This is a genomic window from Paenibacillus xylanilyticus, assembly GCF_009664365.1.
GTDB lineage: Bacteria > Bacillota > Bacilli > Paenibacillales > Paenibacillaceae > Paenibacillus > Paenibacillus xylanilyticus_A.
In genome coordinates, this window is record NZ_CP044310.1 from 2,460,737 (window position 1) to 2,476,454 (window position 15,718).

18 protein-coding genes are annotated in these 15,718 nt (G+C 45.5%); all 18 read left to right on the top strand.

The annotated features are described in order from the left end of the window. The first annotated feature begins 18 nt into the window (after nucleotides 1-18). The 18 genes from F4V51_RS11140 (at nucleotide 19) to F4V51_RS11225 (ending at nucleotide 15,660) form a co-directional block, all read left to right on the top strand. On the top strand, nucleotides 19-1,431 hold the full coding sequence (locus F4V51_RS11140) for a protein-glutamate methylesterase/protein-glutamine glutaminase (RefSeq protein WP_153978011.1): 1,413 nt from the start codon (nucleotides 19-21) through the stop codon (nucleotides 1,429-1,431). A gap of 33 nt (nucleotides 1,432-1,464) precedes the next feature. Next, the gene (locus F4V51_RS11145; protein ID WP_153978012.1) at nucleotides 1,465-3,534 is read left to right on the top strand and encodes a chemotaxis protein CheA; all 2,070 of its coding nucleotides are present in this window, start codon (nucleotides 1,465-1,467) and stop codon (nucleotides 3,532-3,534) included. A gap of 36 nt (nucleotides 3,535-3,570) precedes the next feature. After that, complete coding sequence (locus F4V51_RS11150) at nucleotides 3,571-4,029, top strand: chemotaxis protein CheW (protein WP_153978013.1); 459 nt, start codon at nucleotides 3,571-3,573, stop codon at nucleotides 4,027-4,029. Nucleotides 4,030-4,038: 9 nt separating this feature from the next. Continuing rightward, nucleotides 4,039-4,659 (top strand): chemotaxis protein CheC, encoded by a 621-nt coding sequence (locus F4V51_RS11155; RefSeq protein ID WP_153980656.1) that lies wholly within the window; start codon nucleotides 4,039-4,041, stop codon nucleotides 4,657-4,659. Beyond that, entirely contained in the window at nucleotides 4,652-5,149 is a 498-nt protein-coding gene (locus tag F4V51_RS11160) for a chemotaxis protein CheD (RefSeq protein ID WP_153978014.1), read from the top strand. Before F4V51_RS11155 ends, F4V51_RS11160 begins: the two co-directional genes overlap by 8 nt. Before the next feature lie 4 nt (nucleotides 5,150-5,153). Next, on the top strand, nucleotides 5,154-5,597 hold the full coding sequence (locus F4V51_RS11165; protein ID WP_153978015.1) for a hypothetical protein: 444 nt from the start codon (nucleotides 5,154-5,156) through the stop codon (nucleotides 5,595-5,597). A gap of 15 nt (nucleotides 5,598-5,612) precedes the next feature. Then, a complete protein-coding gene (locus F4V51_RS11170) occupies nucleotides 5,613-6,401 on the top strand; it encodes a FliA/WhiG family RNA polymerase sigma factor (protein ID WP_153978016.1) in 789 nt (262 codons plus the stop codon). 69 nt (nucleotides 6,402-6,470) lie between these two features. Continuing rightward, a complete protein-coding gene (locus tag F4V51_RS11175; protein ID WP_153978017.1) occupies nucleotides 6,471-7,880 on the top strand; it encodes a flagellar assembly protein A in 1,410 nt (469 codons plus the stop codon). Nucleotides 7,881-7,931: 51 nt separating this feature from the next. Next, entirely contained in the window at nucleotides 7,932-8,246 is a 315-nt protein-coding gene (locus F4V51_RS11180; protein WP_153978018.1) for a hypothetical protein, read from the top strand. Between the two features lie 66 nt (nucleotides 8,247-8,312). Then, complete coding sequence (locus F4V51_RS11185; RefSeq protein WP_153978019.1) at nucleotides 8,313-8,882, top strand: DUF6115 domain-containing protein; 570 nt, start codon at nucleotides 8,313-8,315, stop codon at nucleotides 8,880-8,882. A gap of 3 nt (nucleotides 8,883-8,885) precedes the next feature. After that, nucleotides 8,886-9,521: an endolytic transglycosylase MltG gene (locus F4V51_RS11190; RefSeq protein ID WP_153978020.1), complete on the top strand. Its 636-nt coding sequence runs from the start codon at nucleotides 8,886-8,888 to the stop codon at nucleotides 9,519-9,521. Nucleotides 9,522-9,793: 272 nt separating this feature from the next. Beyond that, nucleotides 9,794-10,492 carry a 30S ribosomal protein S2 gene (gene rpsB, locus F4V51_RS11195; RefSeq protein ID WP_047842496.1) on the top strand — a complete coding sequence of 233 codons (699 nt, stop codon included), beginning with the start codon at nucleotides 9,794-9,796 and terminating at the stop codon, nucleotides 10,490-10,492. Nucleotides 10,493-10,612: 120 nt separating this feature from the next. Then, nucleotides 10,613-11,263, top strand: a complete 651-nt coding sequence (tsf, locus tag F4V51_RS11200) for a translation elongation factor Ts (protein ID WP_153978021.1) — start codon at nucleotides 10,613-10,615, stop codon at nucleotides 11,261-11,263. Nucleotides 11,264-11,492: 229 nt separating this feature from the next. Beyond that, the gene (pyrH, locus tag F4V51_RS11205) at nucleotides 11,493-12,221 is read left to right on the top strand and encodes a UMP kinase (protein ID WP_095287801.1); all 729 of its coding nucleotides are present in this window, start codon (nucleotides 11,493-11,495) and stop codon (nucleotides 12,219-12,221) included. Continuing rightward, nucleotides 12,221-12,775, top strand: coding sequence for a ribosome recycling factor (gene frr / locus F4V51_RS11210; RefSeq protein WP_095287800.1), 555 nt, complete (start codon nucleotides 12,221-12,223; stop codon nucleotides 12,773-12,775). Before pyrH ends, frr begins: the two co-directional genes overlap by 1 nt. 89 nt (nucleotides 12,776-12,864) lie before the next feature. Further along, a complete protein-coding gene (locus F4V51_RS11215) occupies nucleotides 12,865-13,632 on the top strand; it encodes an undecaprenyl pyrophosphate synthase (RefSeq protein WP_095358604.1) in 768 nt (255 codons plus the stop codon). A 16-nt stretch (nucleotides 13,633-13,648) separates the two neighbouring features. Then, on the top strand, nucleotides 13,649-14,443 hold the full coding sequence (locus F4V51_RS11220) for a phosphatidate cytidylyltransferase (protein ID WP_153978022.1): 795 nt from the start codon (nucleotides 13,649-13,651) through the stop codon (nucleotides 14,441-14,443). A 77-nt stretch (nucleotides 14,444-14,520) separates the two neighbouring features. Beyond that, complete coding sequence (locus tag F4V51_RS11225) at nucleotides 14,521-15,660, top strand: 1-deoxy-D-xylulose-5-phosphate reductoisomerase (RefSeq protein ID WP_153978023.1); 1,140 nt, start codon at nucleotides 14,521-14,523, stop codon at nucleotides 15,658-15,660. Nucleotides 15,661-15,718 lie beyond the last annotated feature (58 nt).

Sequence of the window (15,718 nt, forward strand, 5' to 3'; positions counted from 1 at the left end):
AACAGAGGTGGACAAAACATGGCGGTGTATCAAGTACTGGTTGTCGATGATTCCGCTTTTATGCGCAAAATTGTCACGGATTTGATTGAAGCTGACCCGGAATTTAAAGTTGCGGCAACAGCTTCAACCGGCAAGGAAGCAATTGAAAAAGCAGTGGATTTAAAGCCTGATGTAATTACGATGGATGTAGAAATGCCTGAGATGAATGGGCTGGATGCATTGAAATCGATCATGCAGAAGTCATCGGTGCCTGTAATTATGCTATCAGGTATCAATGAGCAAGGTATGAAGGAAACCATCATGGCGCTTGAGGCAGGAGCTTTTGATTTTATACGTAAGCCTTCCATTTCACATGATCAGGATATTGCTCAGGTAGGCAAGGCCCTCGTCGAGCGGATGCGGGCGGCCATGAACGAAATCAAGCGAAAAGCAGAGCGTGAGGAGTCTTTAAAACAGACGAAAGAGATTCAGGAACATCTCTTGCGTCAATCTCAGCGAGTACAGCGTGATGCTCCTGCACAAGTTCGCAGAAAACCCGCTCAAAAAAGGATTGATCCTGTTCAACCAGTTACAAGGCCGAACAGTGAACCAAGTGAGCGACCACCGTCCAAGGTGCTGCATCGAAACATGCCGCTGGCGGACCAGAAAAAAGAGCGACCAGACAAAAAACTGGAAGCTGGAAAGAGCCCAGATCGTGTCCCTAATACAAGAGAAGCTAAGGTGCCTAAACCGATTAAGCCTCTTCACACTCCGAAGGAGTTGCGGAATGCTGAACCAATACGGTCGGCAATGGAGCAAACGGCTGCATCCTCAAGTCAACCATTACCAAAAGCAGTAACGGGGACTGATAGTGCATTCAACAAAATTGTTGCAATTGGCTGCTCTACGGGAGGCCCAAGAGCCCTTAAAACTTTGCTTGAGGAACTGCCCGCTGATTTGCCTGCACCTGTCATTATTGTGCAGCACATGCCACCCAATTTTACAAGGTCTCTGGCACAACGGCTGAATACCTTCAGTCCGCTGCATGTCGTTGAGGCTGAAGAAGGTATGGTTCTCAAGAAAGGTTCCGCTTATATCGCTCCTGGTGGATATCACATCGTCGTAACTAAAACAACCGATGGAAAGTATATCCTGAAGCTTACGGAGCAGCATCCGGTGAATGGCCATCGGCCTTCAGTGGATACGATGTTTGAGTCGTTATTGCCTTTTACGTCGCTTCAGCGGCATTTAGTTTTGCTGACGGGTATGGGCAGTGATGGAGCGAGAATGATGAAAAAGCTTTATGAAGCGGGTGTAACTTCTACCTTTGCGGAAAATGAAGAGACCTGTGTGGTGTATGGAATGCCGCGTTCAGCTGTAGAGCTGCAATGCGTACGTCATCTTCTGCCTTTGCAGGAGATCGCCCCAAAACTTGTTCAAGCAGTGAAATAAACGGAGTGTAACTCATGGAGGAGGTGCCTCACAATGGACATGAACCAATACTTATCCATGTTTATTGATGAGTCTAATGATCATCTGCAATCCCTTAACGACAATATGCTTCAACTCGAAGGCAATCCGGAGGATCTGGGTATAGTCCAAGTCATCTTCCGCTCTGCTCATACTTTGAAAGGTATGGCTGCAACAATGGGCTTTGAGGATTTGGCATCATTGACTCACAAAATGGAAAATGTGTTAGATCTTGTGCGTAATGAGAAATTGAAAATGCAGGACTATATTTTTGATACTCTGTTTAAGAGTTTGGACGCGCTTGAATCCATGGTTCAGGATATTACCAGTGGTGGAGAAGGTAAAGCCGATGTTTCCGCAATTGTCGCTTCCCTTCAAGTCATTGAAAGTGGTGAATGGACAGGTGGTGAAACTCCAACTGCTACAACAACGGCTAAGCAGGTAGAAAGCATTTCATTAGCTGTTGATCTGGATGAATTCCAATATTCTGTTCTAGACCAGTCTATCGCGGAAGGGCATCGAGTTTTCTACATTGATGTGCTTGTTAGTGAGGATAGTCAGCTGAAAGGTGTACGTGCCTACATGGTTTTTGATCTCTTGGAGCGTTCGGGTGAAGTTGTGAAGTCTTTCCCTACGGTTCAGGATATTGAGCAGGAGAAGTTTGAGCGCAGTTTCTCGTTGTATTACATAACAACCAAAGAAGCGCAGGAACTGGAAAAAAGTATTTTAAGCATTTCTGAGATAGAAAGTGCCAAAGTCATTCAGCTAGATCAAGAAACTCTTCAGCAGATGACCAATCAGGCTGCAGCTGCAGTTGAAGCTGAAACAGTCGCCATAGCAACAGCTGTATCACAAGAGATCGCAACTGCGGTCAAAACAGAAGAAAAACCAGCAGCCAAACAGCCTGTTGCACCAACTAAACAGGGGGCCGCACCTTCGCGTACGATCCGAGTGGATATTGAGCGATTGGATGTACTGATGAATTTATTCAGCGAATTGCTGATTGATCGGTCGCGTCTGGAGCAGTTGGCAAGTGAAACGGGTAATAATGATCTATCCGATACTGTGGCTCATCTTAGCAGAGTGAGCTCAGACCTGCAAAATATCGTTCTCAAGCTGCGGATGGTACCTGTAGATACCGTATTTAACCGGTTCCCACGAATGATTCGTGACCTAGCCAAAACATTGGATAAAAAAATTGACCTGGTCATTACTGGTGCAGAAACCGAATTGGATCGTACGGTCATTGACGAAATCGGTGACCCACTGGTGCATTTGCTGCGTAACGCTGTGGACCACGGTGTCGAATCCATCGCAGAACGTGTTGCTGCCGGAAAACCGGAAATGGGTACAGTTAACCTTCGAGCTTTCCACAGTGGCAATCATGTTTTCATTGAGATTGAAGATGACGGCAAAGGAATTTATCGTGAGAAGCTTTTACAAACTGCCATTAAACGCGGTGTCGTGACGGAAGAGCAGGGTGCGAAGATGAGCGACGATGAAGTTAATCAGCTTTTATTCGCTCCTGGTTTCAGTACAGCTGACAAAATCTCGGATATCTCTGGTCGCGGAGTAGGTTTGGACGTTGTAAAATCCAAAATCACTTCGCTTGGGGGTAATGTAACCATCCATTCCACACCAGGCAAAGGCACTAATTTCTCGGTTCAACTGCCATTGACGTTGTCAATTATCGCAGCAATGCTTGTACGAGTTGGTTCCGAGAAATATGCGATTCCGTTGTCCTCCATCGTGGAGACGGCCATTGTGCAGCGTGAACAAGTTCGTAATATTCATGGTAATAAAATGATTACGTTCCGTGAATCCCTCATTCCGTACTTGTCGCTAAACGAAGTGTTTGGCGTACCTGATTTCAATGATGAGGATGAGTCGGAAACAGAAATCGTTGTCATCCGCAAAGGAGATCGTCTAGCAGCGGTTTCCGTGGAAGAGTTTATCGGACAGAGCGAGATTGTTCTCAAATCCATGGGAACCTATCTTCCTTCCATTGAAGGAATCTCCGGAGCAACCATCCTGGGAGATGGACAAGTAGCTCTCATCGTTGATCCTAACGCATTTATTAAATAAGCAACTAAGCCTTACACTTATAGGGAGGTTTTATTCATGGAAGAATTGAAAGTCATCGTCTTTAAACTAGGATCTGAGGAATACGGTATCGAGGTTGAAAAAGTTCAGACGATTGAACGCATGATGCCAATTACTCGTGTCCCTAAGACATTTTCCTTCGTAAAAGGGGTTATTAATCTTCGCGGGGTTGTTATCCCTGTTATCGACTTGCGTGGTCGGTTCTCTCTGCCTGAAACAGAATATACGGATCAAACTCGAATTGTCATTGTAGCTGTAGGTGAAATGCAGGTTGGATTCATTGTTGACGCTGCCAATGATGTAATTGACATTAAGAGCAGCGCAATTGACAGTCCGCCGGAAGTAGTGGGTGGAGTAAAAGCGAGATATCTGCGCGGAGTGGCTAAATTGGAAAATGAGCGTTTGTTGATCATGCTTAATCTGCATGAAGTTTTGAATAAAAGCGAAGTTGTACAGCTGGAAAGTGTCGAGGGCTAACACGTGGAGATGTTCAACCGATTTGAGGGATTCCAAATGGATGTGCTCAAAGAGGTCGGTAACATTGGAGCAGGCAACGCCGCAACCGCGTTGTCTCAACTTCTAAATAGACCGATTGACATGGGCGTGCCGACAGTACAGATGCTCCCTTTTGAAGAAGTGGCTGAAAAAGTGGGCGGTGACGAACGAATCGTGGTGACTGTCTTTTTACGTGTTGAAGGCGAGGCACCGGGTAATCTGTTCTTCATGATGACCCCGGAAGCCGCCAAAATGCTGCTTAACCGACTTGCTGGTTTTGAGCTGAAAGATGGCCTCATGTTTTCGGATATGGAACAGTCTGCATTATCGGAAATCGGTAATATTCTGGCTGGATCATATCTTTCATCACTTGCAGATTTCACCAAACTGTCGATGTATCCAACGGTTCCCGGACTTGCTATTGACATGGCAGGGGCAATACTCAGCTATGGACTGCTGCAATTTGGCGAAATGGGAGACGATGCACTTTTGATTGACACATCGTTCTTCGAAGGAGAAGATCAGGTGGAAGGTCAATTTTTCCTGATTCCCGATCCATTGTCATTTGCCAAGATATTTGAATCTTTAGGGGTGCCTCTGGATCATGATTGAAGAAAAAAGCGTCGTTAAAGTCGGTATGGCGGATTTGAACATTGCTCACCTTCCTGGCATAATCCGCACGACAGGGCTTGGCTCTTGTGTGGGGTTAACGATGTATGATCCACAGTTGAAGCTGGCTGGAATGGCGCATGTGATGCTTCCTTCTTCAGAGATTGCAAGAGAAGGAAAATTGAACACAGCTAAATATGCCGATACGGCGTTGCCTGAGTTATTAGAAAAGATGTTAAAACTCGGTGCATCTCGTTCACGTATCGTGTCCAAAATGGCGGGTGGTGCTCAGATGTTTGCTTTTTCAGGAGCCGGAGATACCATGCGTATTGGGCCGAGGAATGCGGAGTCTTGCCGGGAATGGTTGCAAAAGCTTAATATTCCTCTTCTTGCTGAAGACACTGGTGGAAATTACGGCCGGACCATTGAAATGGACTGTGAAACAGGGATTTTAAATATTAGAAGTGTACAAATGGGTGTAAAGGAATTATAAAACTATGATAGGAAACTACCGCATTAATCTTGGAGCAGGCATAGTCGGATTTATTCTGACTTTTTTTGTAGCATACAGCAGCAATTTGTTGATGACCAGTTTAATTCGCGGGTTAATCGGATTCGTAGCCTGGTACGTTCTTGCTTTTGGTATCCGCTGGGGGCTGGGGTTGTTGCTTGCCCCGTCCGCAGGGAGTAATGGATTTGATTACGATCCTCAAGGTACTGCAGAAGTAAGAGGTTCACAGGTGGACATTAAACTCGAAGATGATGGACAAGAGCTGAACGACTTGCTCAAGAGTGGACAGAACGCCTCCTCTGGGGAAGAAATTCCGCCATCCGAGACGAAAGCTCCAACGGGTTTCGCCCCATTGGATCCGCCTAAACTGGTACGGACCAAAGATCCGGAAGAATTGGCGCAGGCCGTTCGTCACCTGACAGACAAATAAGGAGGGTGAAAGCAATTGGACGAGCGTAAAGCTTCACATTTGAACCATGCTGATCTGTGGGAAAAGTGGAAAGAGCACGGAGATCTGGAAGCCAAGAAATTGTTGATTGAAAAATATCTTCATATTGTAAATTATGTATCTGGCCGTTTGGCAGTGGGGTTACCCAAAAACGTTCCTAAAGATGATCTTGAAAGTAACGGTGTCATGGGACTAATCGATGCTCTTGAGAAATTCGACTATGAACGAGGTCTTCAATTTGAGACGTACGCCTCATGGCGAGTTCGTGGAGCGATCCTGGATGGTTTGCGTCAAGGAGACTGGGTTCCCCGTTCCGTGCGAGAAAAGGCTAAACGAATCGAAGATGCTTATCAGCAGTTGGAGCAAACCTATCTACGGTCAGTAAGCGATGAAGAAATGAGTCAGTATCTAGACGTGTCGACAAAGGACTTCCAACATATGCTCCAGGAAGTAGCGGTAATGTCACTGTGCTCTCTTGAAGACCCGATTCGGGAAGAAGAGTCAGAGACTCGTCTTTCTTTAATGGTCGATGAAAAGGCCAAAAATCCGGATTACAAAGTAAATGAGTTTTATCTGAAAGATGCGTTAGTTCAGGGACTGGATAAGTTGACAGTAAAAGAGAGAACAGTGGTTTCCCTCTTATATTATGAAGATTTATCACTTAGTGAGATTGCTGAAGTAATGTCTCTTTCACCGTCACGTATATCTCAATTGCATTCCAAAGCAATTTTAAGATTGCGTGGAACGCTAGAGAAACAAAAAGATTTGTTGATGCGCAAAGATTAATATATTTAATAGAGTTCTTAATTATACGGATTTCGGGGAGTGGAAAGTCTAAAAGGGGGATGAACTGCATTGACACAGCGAATTGCTTTGGAGCAATGCCTAAGTGTTGTTTTATCGGAAGATAAAAGTACGGCCTACCTTGAGTTTTCCAAGCAGGAAGAAGGATTCACCTGCACGCTTGATGAACTGGAACAGTTTATTGCGGGTCAGGGCATAAAGTATGGTGTACTTCGTGAGACCTTACTCATTTTTGTGAACCAACCTGAAGCCTATATGAATACGCAATTAAAAATTGCAGAGGGTATAGCAGCTGTGCCTGGGACGGATGGATACATCAAATTATTGGTCGGCATGGAGGATGAGAATGAACGTCGTCCTCTCGAAGCGGAAGATGGCAAGGTGGATTACAAAGAAGTAACTCGGTTGAATAATGTAAAATCAGGTCAAATCATTGCCGAGCGCATCCCTCCAGTGGATGGTTCAGTAGGCCAGGCCGTTACTGGTGCAGAAATTCCATTTCGACCAGGGAAAGACGTACGATTCAAAGTAGGGAAGAATGTTGTTGTTAATCCGGATGGATCTGCAATGTATGCCGCTTTGGATGGATTGGTGACCAAAACGGAAGGGAACAAACTGAATGTATTCCCGGTATACGAAATAAATGGCGATGTAGACTACAATATCGGTAATATTGATTTTGTAGGTACGGTGGTCATACGTGGCAATGTGCTAACTGGTTTTAAAATAAAAGCAGCGGGTGACATTCGCGTTGTCGGCGGTGTCGAAGGTGCAGAGCTAGAAGCAGGGGGCTCTGTTGAGATCACTGGTGGTATTATCGGATATAACAAAGGGCTTATTCAGGCGGGTCACAATGTCAAATGCACCTTTATTCAGGAAGGTAACGTAGATGCAGGTGAAGATGTTCTCGTCTCCCAAAGCATCATGCATTCCAACATCCGTGCAGGCAGGAGCGTGATCTGTGCCGGTACCAAAGGCCTTATTGTTGGTGGATCCATTCAAGCAGGTGAACATGTTTCAGCACGAATTGTGGGGAACAGCATGTCGACAGTAACTTCGATAGAAGTTGGTGTTCTACCCAAACTGCGTAACGAACTGAGTGAATTGCGTAAAGGGCTAAGGGAACAGATGGATTCATTAGACAAAACGAAAAAAGCATTGGTATTGCTGGATCAGTTAGCTGCTGCTGGACAATTGAGTCCTGACAAAATGGCAATGCGAGTTAAGCTTACGGCTACACAAAAATCAGCAATTCGGCTTAATGAAGAAACCAAAGTACGTATACTTGAAATTGAAAATGTACTTGAGGATACGAACAGAGCCCGAGTAGACATTTTGAAAATAATTAACGGTGGGTCTAAAATAGTTATCGGCAGATACACCAAATTTATTAAAAATCCAGTTAGTAGAATTTCATTTTATTATCATGACGGGGACATTACGATGACTCCATTCGTTTAAGTACAGCATCAGGCACAGGTAGAAAACCATTCGAAACCGTGAGGTGAGCGTATGAGTTTTAAGGCAGTAGAGTTGCAGATTGCAGTACCACGAACAAGTGAAGCCGGTCGGTATCAGAGCGAATATCAGCAGCGGCCGGTCACAGACCAGAGTTTACTGGCGGTGCAGACGGCCAAGGAAGCAGAAGAGGCAAGACAGCGCAGTGAAGCGATGGAAGAAACAGCACATACAGGTGTACGAGACGGTCAATCTAGTGATGGAGAGCACGAAGGGGGCTCCCGGGAGCAGGAGACGATCCAGATGTCAGAGCAAGTCAAACCTGCGGAGCATCCGTACAAAGGAAAGCATGTGGATCTGTCATTGTAACCCTTTCCGTATTACAAAAATGAAGACTTGAGCTTTGAAGGCGATATCCAAAGGAGAGGAACCAATTTGTCACCATGGGTTATTATTGTCATATTAGGTGCCTGTGCCATTGCATATGCATTCATCATGCCCAAGAAAAATAAGACGCCAGAACCGAGCCAACAATTAGTGCAAGAGATGGAATCCACACTTGAACATTACATGGCTGAAATCGAAAGTGATAATGATGCCCTTATTCAGCGTGTTGCTGAAATGAAGGGAGAGGCGGCAGCTGCAGATCAACGCATGCAAATGCAGCTTGAAGAATTGCAGAAGCGTCTCAATGAACTTGAAAAAAGCAAACAGTCCGAAATTCATCATGTTTCAGATATTTCAAAGGATGAATTCAATGCGTTGCAGGCTCAGGCTCTTGTGGCCAGCGTGAGAGATGATGCCGCAAAGCAGGTTTCAGTAGCTGAGCCAACACCAAGTGGCCAAGAGCCTGTCAATGAGCGAGAGTCAATCAAAGATCGGTATTCAGAAGTGTTTCATTTGTATGGTGAAGGCAAATCTGTGGATGCGATCGCAAAACAGACTGGCATACAACGTGGAGAAGTACAGCTGATTCTTCAGCTGGCAGAACGGGAGGAAGGCTAAGAGATGGACAAGCGCTCCCTATGGATTGGAATTGGAACGGGCATGATCATTGGAGCAATACTGCTTCAGCTTGCCACAGTGGGACAAAACGCCCTAACTGACAGCAGTTTGGAAACGGATCCGGCTGCAACTGCAGCCAATCTGACGAAGGAAGAGTTGGAGTTGGCTGCCAAAAGCATGGATTTGAAGCTTGTGGGTACAGAGGAAGAACTGTATACGGAAGCCGAATGGGTACAAAAGAAGAAACAGGAGAGCAGTGAAATGCAGGGAGAAACGGCTGCTGCTCCGGAGAAGGCAGAGGATACAAGTGATCCGGAAGCTCCCACGGAGCCTCAGCAGCCCGCTTCAAGTGGCAATGAGAGTCCGAATAATGTGAGCGAGCCAAAAGCAGCGGAGCCATCGTCACCGAATACGCCTCAAAAGGCAACAGTCACATTTAGAGTGCGTTCTGGTAACAGTTTGGCGATTGTCGCTGGAAATCTCGAGAAAGCTGGCATAGTAGATGATGCCCAGGCCTTCATTAGGGCGGGAAAGGCAGAGCGAATCAACACCAAGATTCAGGTGGGAACGTACACACTTGAAAAAGGGGAAAGCTTCGAATCCATCATCGCCAAAATTACTCAAGAACCGTCAAGCTGAGTACACTCAGGCAAGACGGTTCTTTTATTTTATAGTCTAATTGAGCAATAATTATAGTTGCAGATTTCACATAACATAAAAACGTTGTGCGACCAGGTATTTTTGCTTTCAAAGACTGTTGCATCAGCCAAACAGTTATGCTATATTAGATAACGGTGTTAAAACACACGCATGTGCTAATTTTGTTGAGGGTGCTTTCCTGATGGAGAGTCTTGGCGAAAAATGATGCCGGCGGAGGACACAATAAAAACCATATTAGGAGGTGTGTGAAGATGGCAGTAATCTCCATGAAGCAGCTTCTCGAAGCTGGGGTACACTTCGGTCACCAAACTCGTCGTTGGAACCCAAAAATGGATCGTTATATCTTCACTGAAAGAAACGGAATTTACATCATCGATTTGCAAAAAACGGTGAAAAAAGTCGAAGAGGCTTACAACTTCGTTAAAGGAATCGCAGGAGAGAATGGTACAATTCTTTTCGTGGGTACTAAGAAACAAGCTCAAGATTCTGTTAAAGAAGAAGCTGAACGCGCTGGTCAATTTTACATTAACCAACGTTGGTTGGGCGGTACTCTGACTAACTTCCAAACTATTCAAAAACGTATTGATCGTTTGAAACAACTGGAAGCTTGGGAAGAAGACGGTACATTCGCTGTATTGCCTAAAAAAGAAGTTATCTTGCTTCGCAAAGAAAAAGATCGTCTGGAGAAATTCCTCGGCGGTATTAAAAATATGAAAGGCCTGCCAAGCGCCCTGTTCATCATCGATCCACGCAAAGAGCGTATCGCTGTTGCTGAAGCTCGCAAATTGGGTATCCCAATTGTAGGTATCGTTGATACAAACTGCGATCCGGACGAAATCGATTATGTTATCCCAGGTAACGACGATGCAATCCGCGCTGTTAAGTTGTTGACAGGTAAAATGGCTGATGCCGTGATCGAAGCTAACCAAGGCGAAGAAACTTCCGCTTAATAGATTCGAACATAACGAATGAACTAAATGAAAAGGGTGGTTGGTAGGTGGATAACCTCTCACTGCCCTTTTTTTAGAGTGTACGTGTACGTACAATACTTATTTTGGAGGGAATTAATAATGGCAGTTAACGCGAGTGCAGTAAAAGAACTTCGTGAAAAAACGGGCGCTGGTATGCTCGATTGCAAAAAAGCACTGGAAGAAGCAAATGGTGATATCACAAAAGCGGCTGAAATTCTGCGTGAAAAAGGTCTTTCCGCAGCTGCAAACAAAGCAGGACGTGCAGCTACTGAAGGTACTGTAGAATCTTATATCCACGCTGGTGGCCGTATCGGTGTCCTGGTAGAAGTTAACTGCGAAACTGACTTCGTAGGTAAAACAGACCAATTCAAAGATTTCGTTAAAGACATCGCTATGCAAATCGCTGCAGCTAGTCCGAAATTCGTAACTCGTGAAGAAGTTCCTACAGAAGAGCTGGAAAAAGAAAAAGAAATCTTGAAAGCTCAAGCGCTGAACGAAGGCAAACCAGAAAAAATCGTTGAGAAAATGGTTGAAGGCCGTATCGGTAAATACTACGAAGAGTACTGCCTGATGGAACAATCTTTCGTTAAAGATCCAGACAAAACAATCTCCCAATTGCTGAACGAAAAAATCAGCCAAATCGGTGAGAACATCTCCATCCGTCGTTTCGTTCGTTACGAGCTGGGTGAAGGTTTGGAGAAAAAAGTAGATAACTTCGTAGAAGAAGTTATGTCCCAAGTGAACAAATAAGACGGTTTTATACCGGCAAGCAGAAATTGGTTTTCGAAGATATAAGAATGATAAAACTTCGAAGCAGAGCTCCCTTATATCTCAGGAAAACAGTGCCTAACCGGTTAAACGTTTTTCTAAAAGAGTGGAACACAGTCGTGTTCCTTTCTTTTTAAGCAGGAGGCCATGCGCGAGAAGTTTTGTTGATTGAACACCGAAGGTGCTCAAGTTTAAAGTGGAGGGTGAACAATTGGAACAGCCAGTATTCAAACGCGTTGTCTTAAAGGTTAGTGGGGAGTCCCTTTCCGGTCAAAACGGCTATGGTATTGATGCAGAGACGATCTCGTCGATTGCTCAGCAGGTAAAAGAAGTTGTTGAACTTGGTGTGCAGGTTGCCATCGTATGTGGTGGCGGAAACATCTGGCGTGGAATCGCCGGCAGCGAAAACGGCATCGATCGAGCAACAGCCGACTATATGGGAATGCTAGCTACAGTAATGAACTCGCTAGCACTGCAAGATGCATTGGAACAGATTGAAGTGCCTACCCGTGTACAGACTTCAATTGCCATGCAGCAAATTGCAGAGCCATATATCCGTCGCAGAGCCATTCGTCATCTGGAGAAAGGCCGTGTCGTTATTTTTGCAGCAGGTACAGGTAACCCGTTCTTCTCCACGGATACAACAGCAGCACTGCGCGCAGCGGAGATCGAAGCAGAAGTCATCCTGATGGCTAAAAACAAAGTTGATGGCGTATACTCGGCCGATCCGTTCAAGGATAGTACAGCTGAGAAATATGAGCAATTGACTTACCTCGATGTACTTAACAAAAATCTTGGTGTAATGGATTCGACGGCGTCCTCACTCTGTATGGACAACAACATTCCGTTGATCGTATTTGCCATTACAGAACAAGGTAACATCAAACGTGTAGTTCTGGGTGAACGTATCGGAACAATCGTTAAAGGGAGTGTAGATTAATGCCAGAAGCGGTTAAAAAACATGCCGAAGAACGTATGGATAAAGCAATTCAAGCGTTACGTCGTGATCTTGCCACTTTGCGTGCAGGACGTGCAACTCCAGCTCTGCTGGACCGGGTTCAGGTAGAGTACTATGGAGCAATGACACCACTTAATCAACTCGCGAATATTAGCACACCAGATTCCCGTACGCTGATGATTCAGCCATGGGACAAATCTTCTATGGGCGAAATCGAACGTGCGATCATGAAGTCGGATCTGGGATTGACACCGGCCAACGATGGTAACATGATTCGTTTGTCCATTCCGCCACTTACGGAGGAGCGCAGAACAGAACTCGTAAAACTGACGAAAAAGTTCGGCGAAGAAGGAAAAGTTGCGATTCGTAACATTCGTCGTGATGCGAATGATGATATCAAAAAAATGGAGAAGTCAGAGATTTCCGAGGACGAGTCCCGGAGACATCAGGACGATATCCAAAAATCGACCGACAAGTTTATTGCTGAAGTCGATAAGGTACTCGCTGCCAAAGAAAAAGAAATTATGGAAGTGTAAGACAAGCGCAGCCCCTCCAATACGGTGGGGTTTTGTCTCTTTTTCTAGTCTTCAGGTGAAGAAACTTCAGGGATTTTGGAGGAACAGGAATGATCAAACGGGTTCGGTCGTGGTGGAATGGGGCTGAAAAGCAGGAAACGCTGACTATATCCGAGGATAATATCCCGCAGCACGTTGCTATTATTATGGACGGGAATGGTCGATGGGCCAAACGTCTGGGTCTGCCACGCATAGCTGGGCATCAGAATGGCATGAAGGCAGTAAAACGTGCAACCATCGCGGCGGATGAACTGGGCATCAAATATCTGACGATGTATGCTTTTTCGACAGAAAACTGGACACGTCCAAAAGAAGAAGTGGATTTTCTAATGAGACTTCCACAAGAATTTCTGGCGATTGAGTTAGATGAACTTATAGAGAAGAATGTCCGCATACGCATGATGGGGCAGGAAGAGAAGTTACCTTCACATACCGTTAATGCCCTACGTGAAGCAATTCGTCTCACGGAACACAATACGGGGCTTGTACTGAATTTTGCAATGAATTATGGAAGTCGACGAGAAATGACGGACTGTGTGAAGCAGATTGCGCTGCAGGTCCAGTCGGGGGAACTCTCGGCAGAAGACATTACACCTGAGCTCATAGACAAACATATGTTGACTGTGGATATGCCTGATCCGGATCTGTTAATCCGGACAAGTGGAGAATTAAGGCTCAGTAATTTTATGCTTTGGCAGCTTGCATATAGCGAGCTATGGTTTACGGATATATACTGGCCCGAATTTGGCAAACAGCACTTGCTTGAAGCAGTAGCCGAATATCAGCGCAGAACAAGGCGTTACGGCGGTTTGAAATAGATGGAGGATGAAGCCGTTGAAACAGCGATTAACGACAGGGATAGTAGCAGGTGTGTTGTTTTTGGGTTTTTGCATGCTGGGCGGACCATGGTATCATGGCCTGGTACTGCTTATGGCTCTCATCGGTTATTATGAATTTGTGAAAATGACGGGGGTACAACCTTTTTCAGGTGTAGCCCTGATTGGATATGCAGGTGTTTTTGCACTTGTCTTTCCATGGGAAATGGTGTGGGAAGGCAGACCGCTGACGCTGTTCCAGATTAGTTGGCTGGTTATGCTTGTTTTAATGACGGCCTCGGTGATAACCAAGAACAGGATTCCTGTGAATACAATAGCCATGCTCTTTTTGGGTGTGCTGTATATAGGCATCGGTTTTTATTATATTGCTGAGTCCAGACATCTTCATCACGGGCTATTTTGGACATTCCTATTATTAGGCTCGATCTGGGCCAGTGACGCAGGTGCCTACTTTGTTGGGAAACTTATGGGGAAGAACAAATTGTGGCCATCAATAAGTCCTAACAAAACAGTGGAAGGCGCGTTGGGCGGTATTGTGATTGCTATTGTAACATCTGTTGTGTTTGCGATGTTATCGGATGGCTTGTTATCTTGGCAGAGAGCAATATGGATTGGCCTCGCCTGTGCTGTAGTCGGCCAAATGGGAGACCTGATCCAATCCGCTTACAAACGTGTGTACAATATTAAGGATTCCGGCAACCTTCTTCCTGGGCATGGAGGTATTCTGGATCGGTGCGACAGCTGGATTGTTGTGTTTCCATTTGTACATATATTAATGCTTCTGCCTTACTAATGTTTTGAACATAAGACGTGTATAACAAATGGATTCGAAATTATGCACGCAATGGATAAATAAAGATGAGGTGCAGCATGAAGAAAATAGCAATTCTCGGATCCACCGGTTCGATTGGAACTCAAACATTGGATGTCGTTGACATGCATCCTGAGCTTTTTCAGGTGGAGGGTTTGGCTGCCGGAGGAAATACTGAACTTTTAATCGAACAAGCCAATCGCTATCGGCCAAAAAAGGTATCGGTAGGAACCAAAGAATTGGCTGAGACGGTCGCCCCGCACTTACCTGCGGGAACGCAGCTCTTCTATGGAAAAGAGGGCTTGGTAGAAGTAGCGGCCGGGACAGACGCAGATACTGTAGTGACAGCTGTCATGGGGAGCGTAGGGCTCGAATCAACACTGGCTGCCATTGAAGCAGGCAAACAAATAGGGCTTGCTAATAAGGAAACACTGGTGACGGCAGGACATATTGTGACGGCGCGAGCTGTGGAAAAGGGTGTCTCTCTGCTGCCGATCGATAGCGAGCACTCTGCGATATTTCAATGTTTGAACGGAGAAAACCGTAACCGGGTAGCAGGTATTACCCTTACGGCCTCAGGGGGTTCTTTCCGCGATTACTCACGTGAACAGCTGCAGAATGTTACGGTTGAAGATGCACTGAAGCATCCCAATTGGTCGATGGGCTCCAAAATCACGATTGATTCCGCAACGATGGTGAATAAAGGCTTGGAAGTGATAGAGGCTCATTGGTTGTTCGGGTTGACCTATGACCAGATTGACGTGCTGCTTCACCCAGAGAGTATCATACACTCCTATGTTGAATTTGAGGATACGAGCATCATTGCTCAACTTGGCAATCCGGACATGCGTGTTCCGATTCAGTACGCGTTAACTTATCCGGATCGGCTGCCTTCACCAGCACAGCGACTATCTTTGGCCCAAGCAGGCAAGCTGCAATTCCGTGAGATGGATATGGAACGGTTCCCTTGTTTAAGACTCGCTTATGAGTGTGGTAAAATGGGAGGGACTGCAACTACGGCATTTAATGCCGCGAATGAGGTTGCTGTAGCACGCTTCTTGCGCAAAGAGATTTCGTTCCTTAAAATAGAGGATATTATTGCTTCCGTGCTGGATGCACACCGCAATGTGGACAATCCTGATCTCGAAGAAATTGCAAGATGTGACCAGGAAAGTCGTAAACATGCTTTTAGTCTGTAATCCTTTTTTCATCACAAATATGGAAGAAGTGATTCTCTTGTGCGGCACCTTGGAATAA

Bases quoted from the DNA above. Each gene is read 5' to 3' on its own strand.
- F4V51_RS11140 (WP_153978011.1), top strand. From the start codon at position 19: ATGGCGGTGTATCAAGTACTGGTTGTCGATGATTCCGCTTTTATGCGC.
- F4V51_RS11145 (WP_153978012.1), top strand. From the start codon at position 1,465: ATGGACATGAACCAATACTTATCCATGTTTATTGATGAGTCTAATGAT.
- F4V51_RS11150 (WP_153978013.1), top strand. From the start codon at position 3,571: ATGGAAGAATTGAAAGTCATCGTCTTTAAACTAGGATCTGAGGAATAC.
- F4V51_RS11155 (WP_153980656.1), top strand. From the start codon at position 4,039: ATGTTCAACCGATTTGAGGGATTCCAAATGGATGTGCTCAAAGAGGTC.
- F4V51_RS11160 (WP_153978014.1), top strand. From the start codon at position 4,652: ATGATTGAAGAAAAAAGCGTCGTTAAAGTCGGTATGGCGGATTTGAAC.
- F4V51_RS11165 (WP_153978015.1), top strand. From the start codon at position 5,154: ATGATAGGAAACTACCGCATTAATCTTGGAGCAGGCATAGTCGGATTT.
- F4V51_RS11180 (WP_153978018.1), top strand. From the start codon at position 7,932: ATGAGTTTTAAGGCAGTAGAGTTGCAGATTGCAGTACCACGAACAAGT.
- F4V51_RS11190 (WP_153978020.1), top strand. From the start codon at position 8,886: ATGGACAAGCGCTCCCTATGGATTGGAATTGGAACGGGCATGATCATT.
- rpsB (WP_047842496.1), top strand. From the start codon at position 9,794: ATGGCAGTAATCTCCATGAAGCAGCTTCTCGAAGCTGGGGTACACTTC.
- tsf (WP_153978021.1), top strand. From the start codon at position 10,613: ATGGCAGTTAACGCGAGTGCAGTAAAAGAACTTCGTGAAAAAACGGGC.
- frr (WP_095287800.1), top strand. From the start codon at position 12,221: ATGCCAGAAGCGGTTAAAAAACATGCCGAAGAACGTATGGATAAAGCA.
- F4V51_RS11215 (WP_095358604.1), top strand. From the start codon at position 12,865: ATGATCAAACGGGTTCGGTCGTGGTGGAATGGGGCTGAAAAGCAGGAA.
- F4V51_RS11225 (WP_153978023.1), top strand. From the start codon at position 14,521: ATGAAGAAAATAGCAATTCTCGGATCCACCGGTTCGATTGGAACTCAA.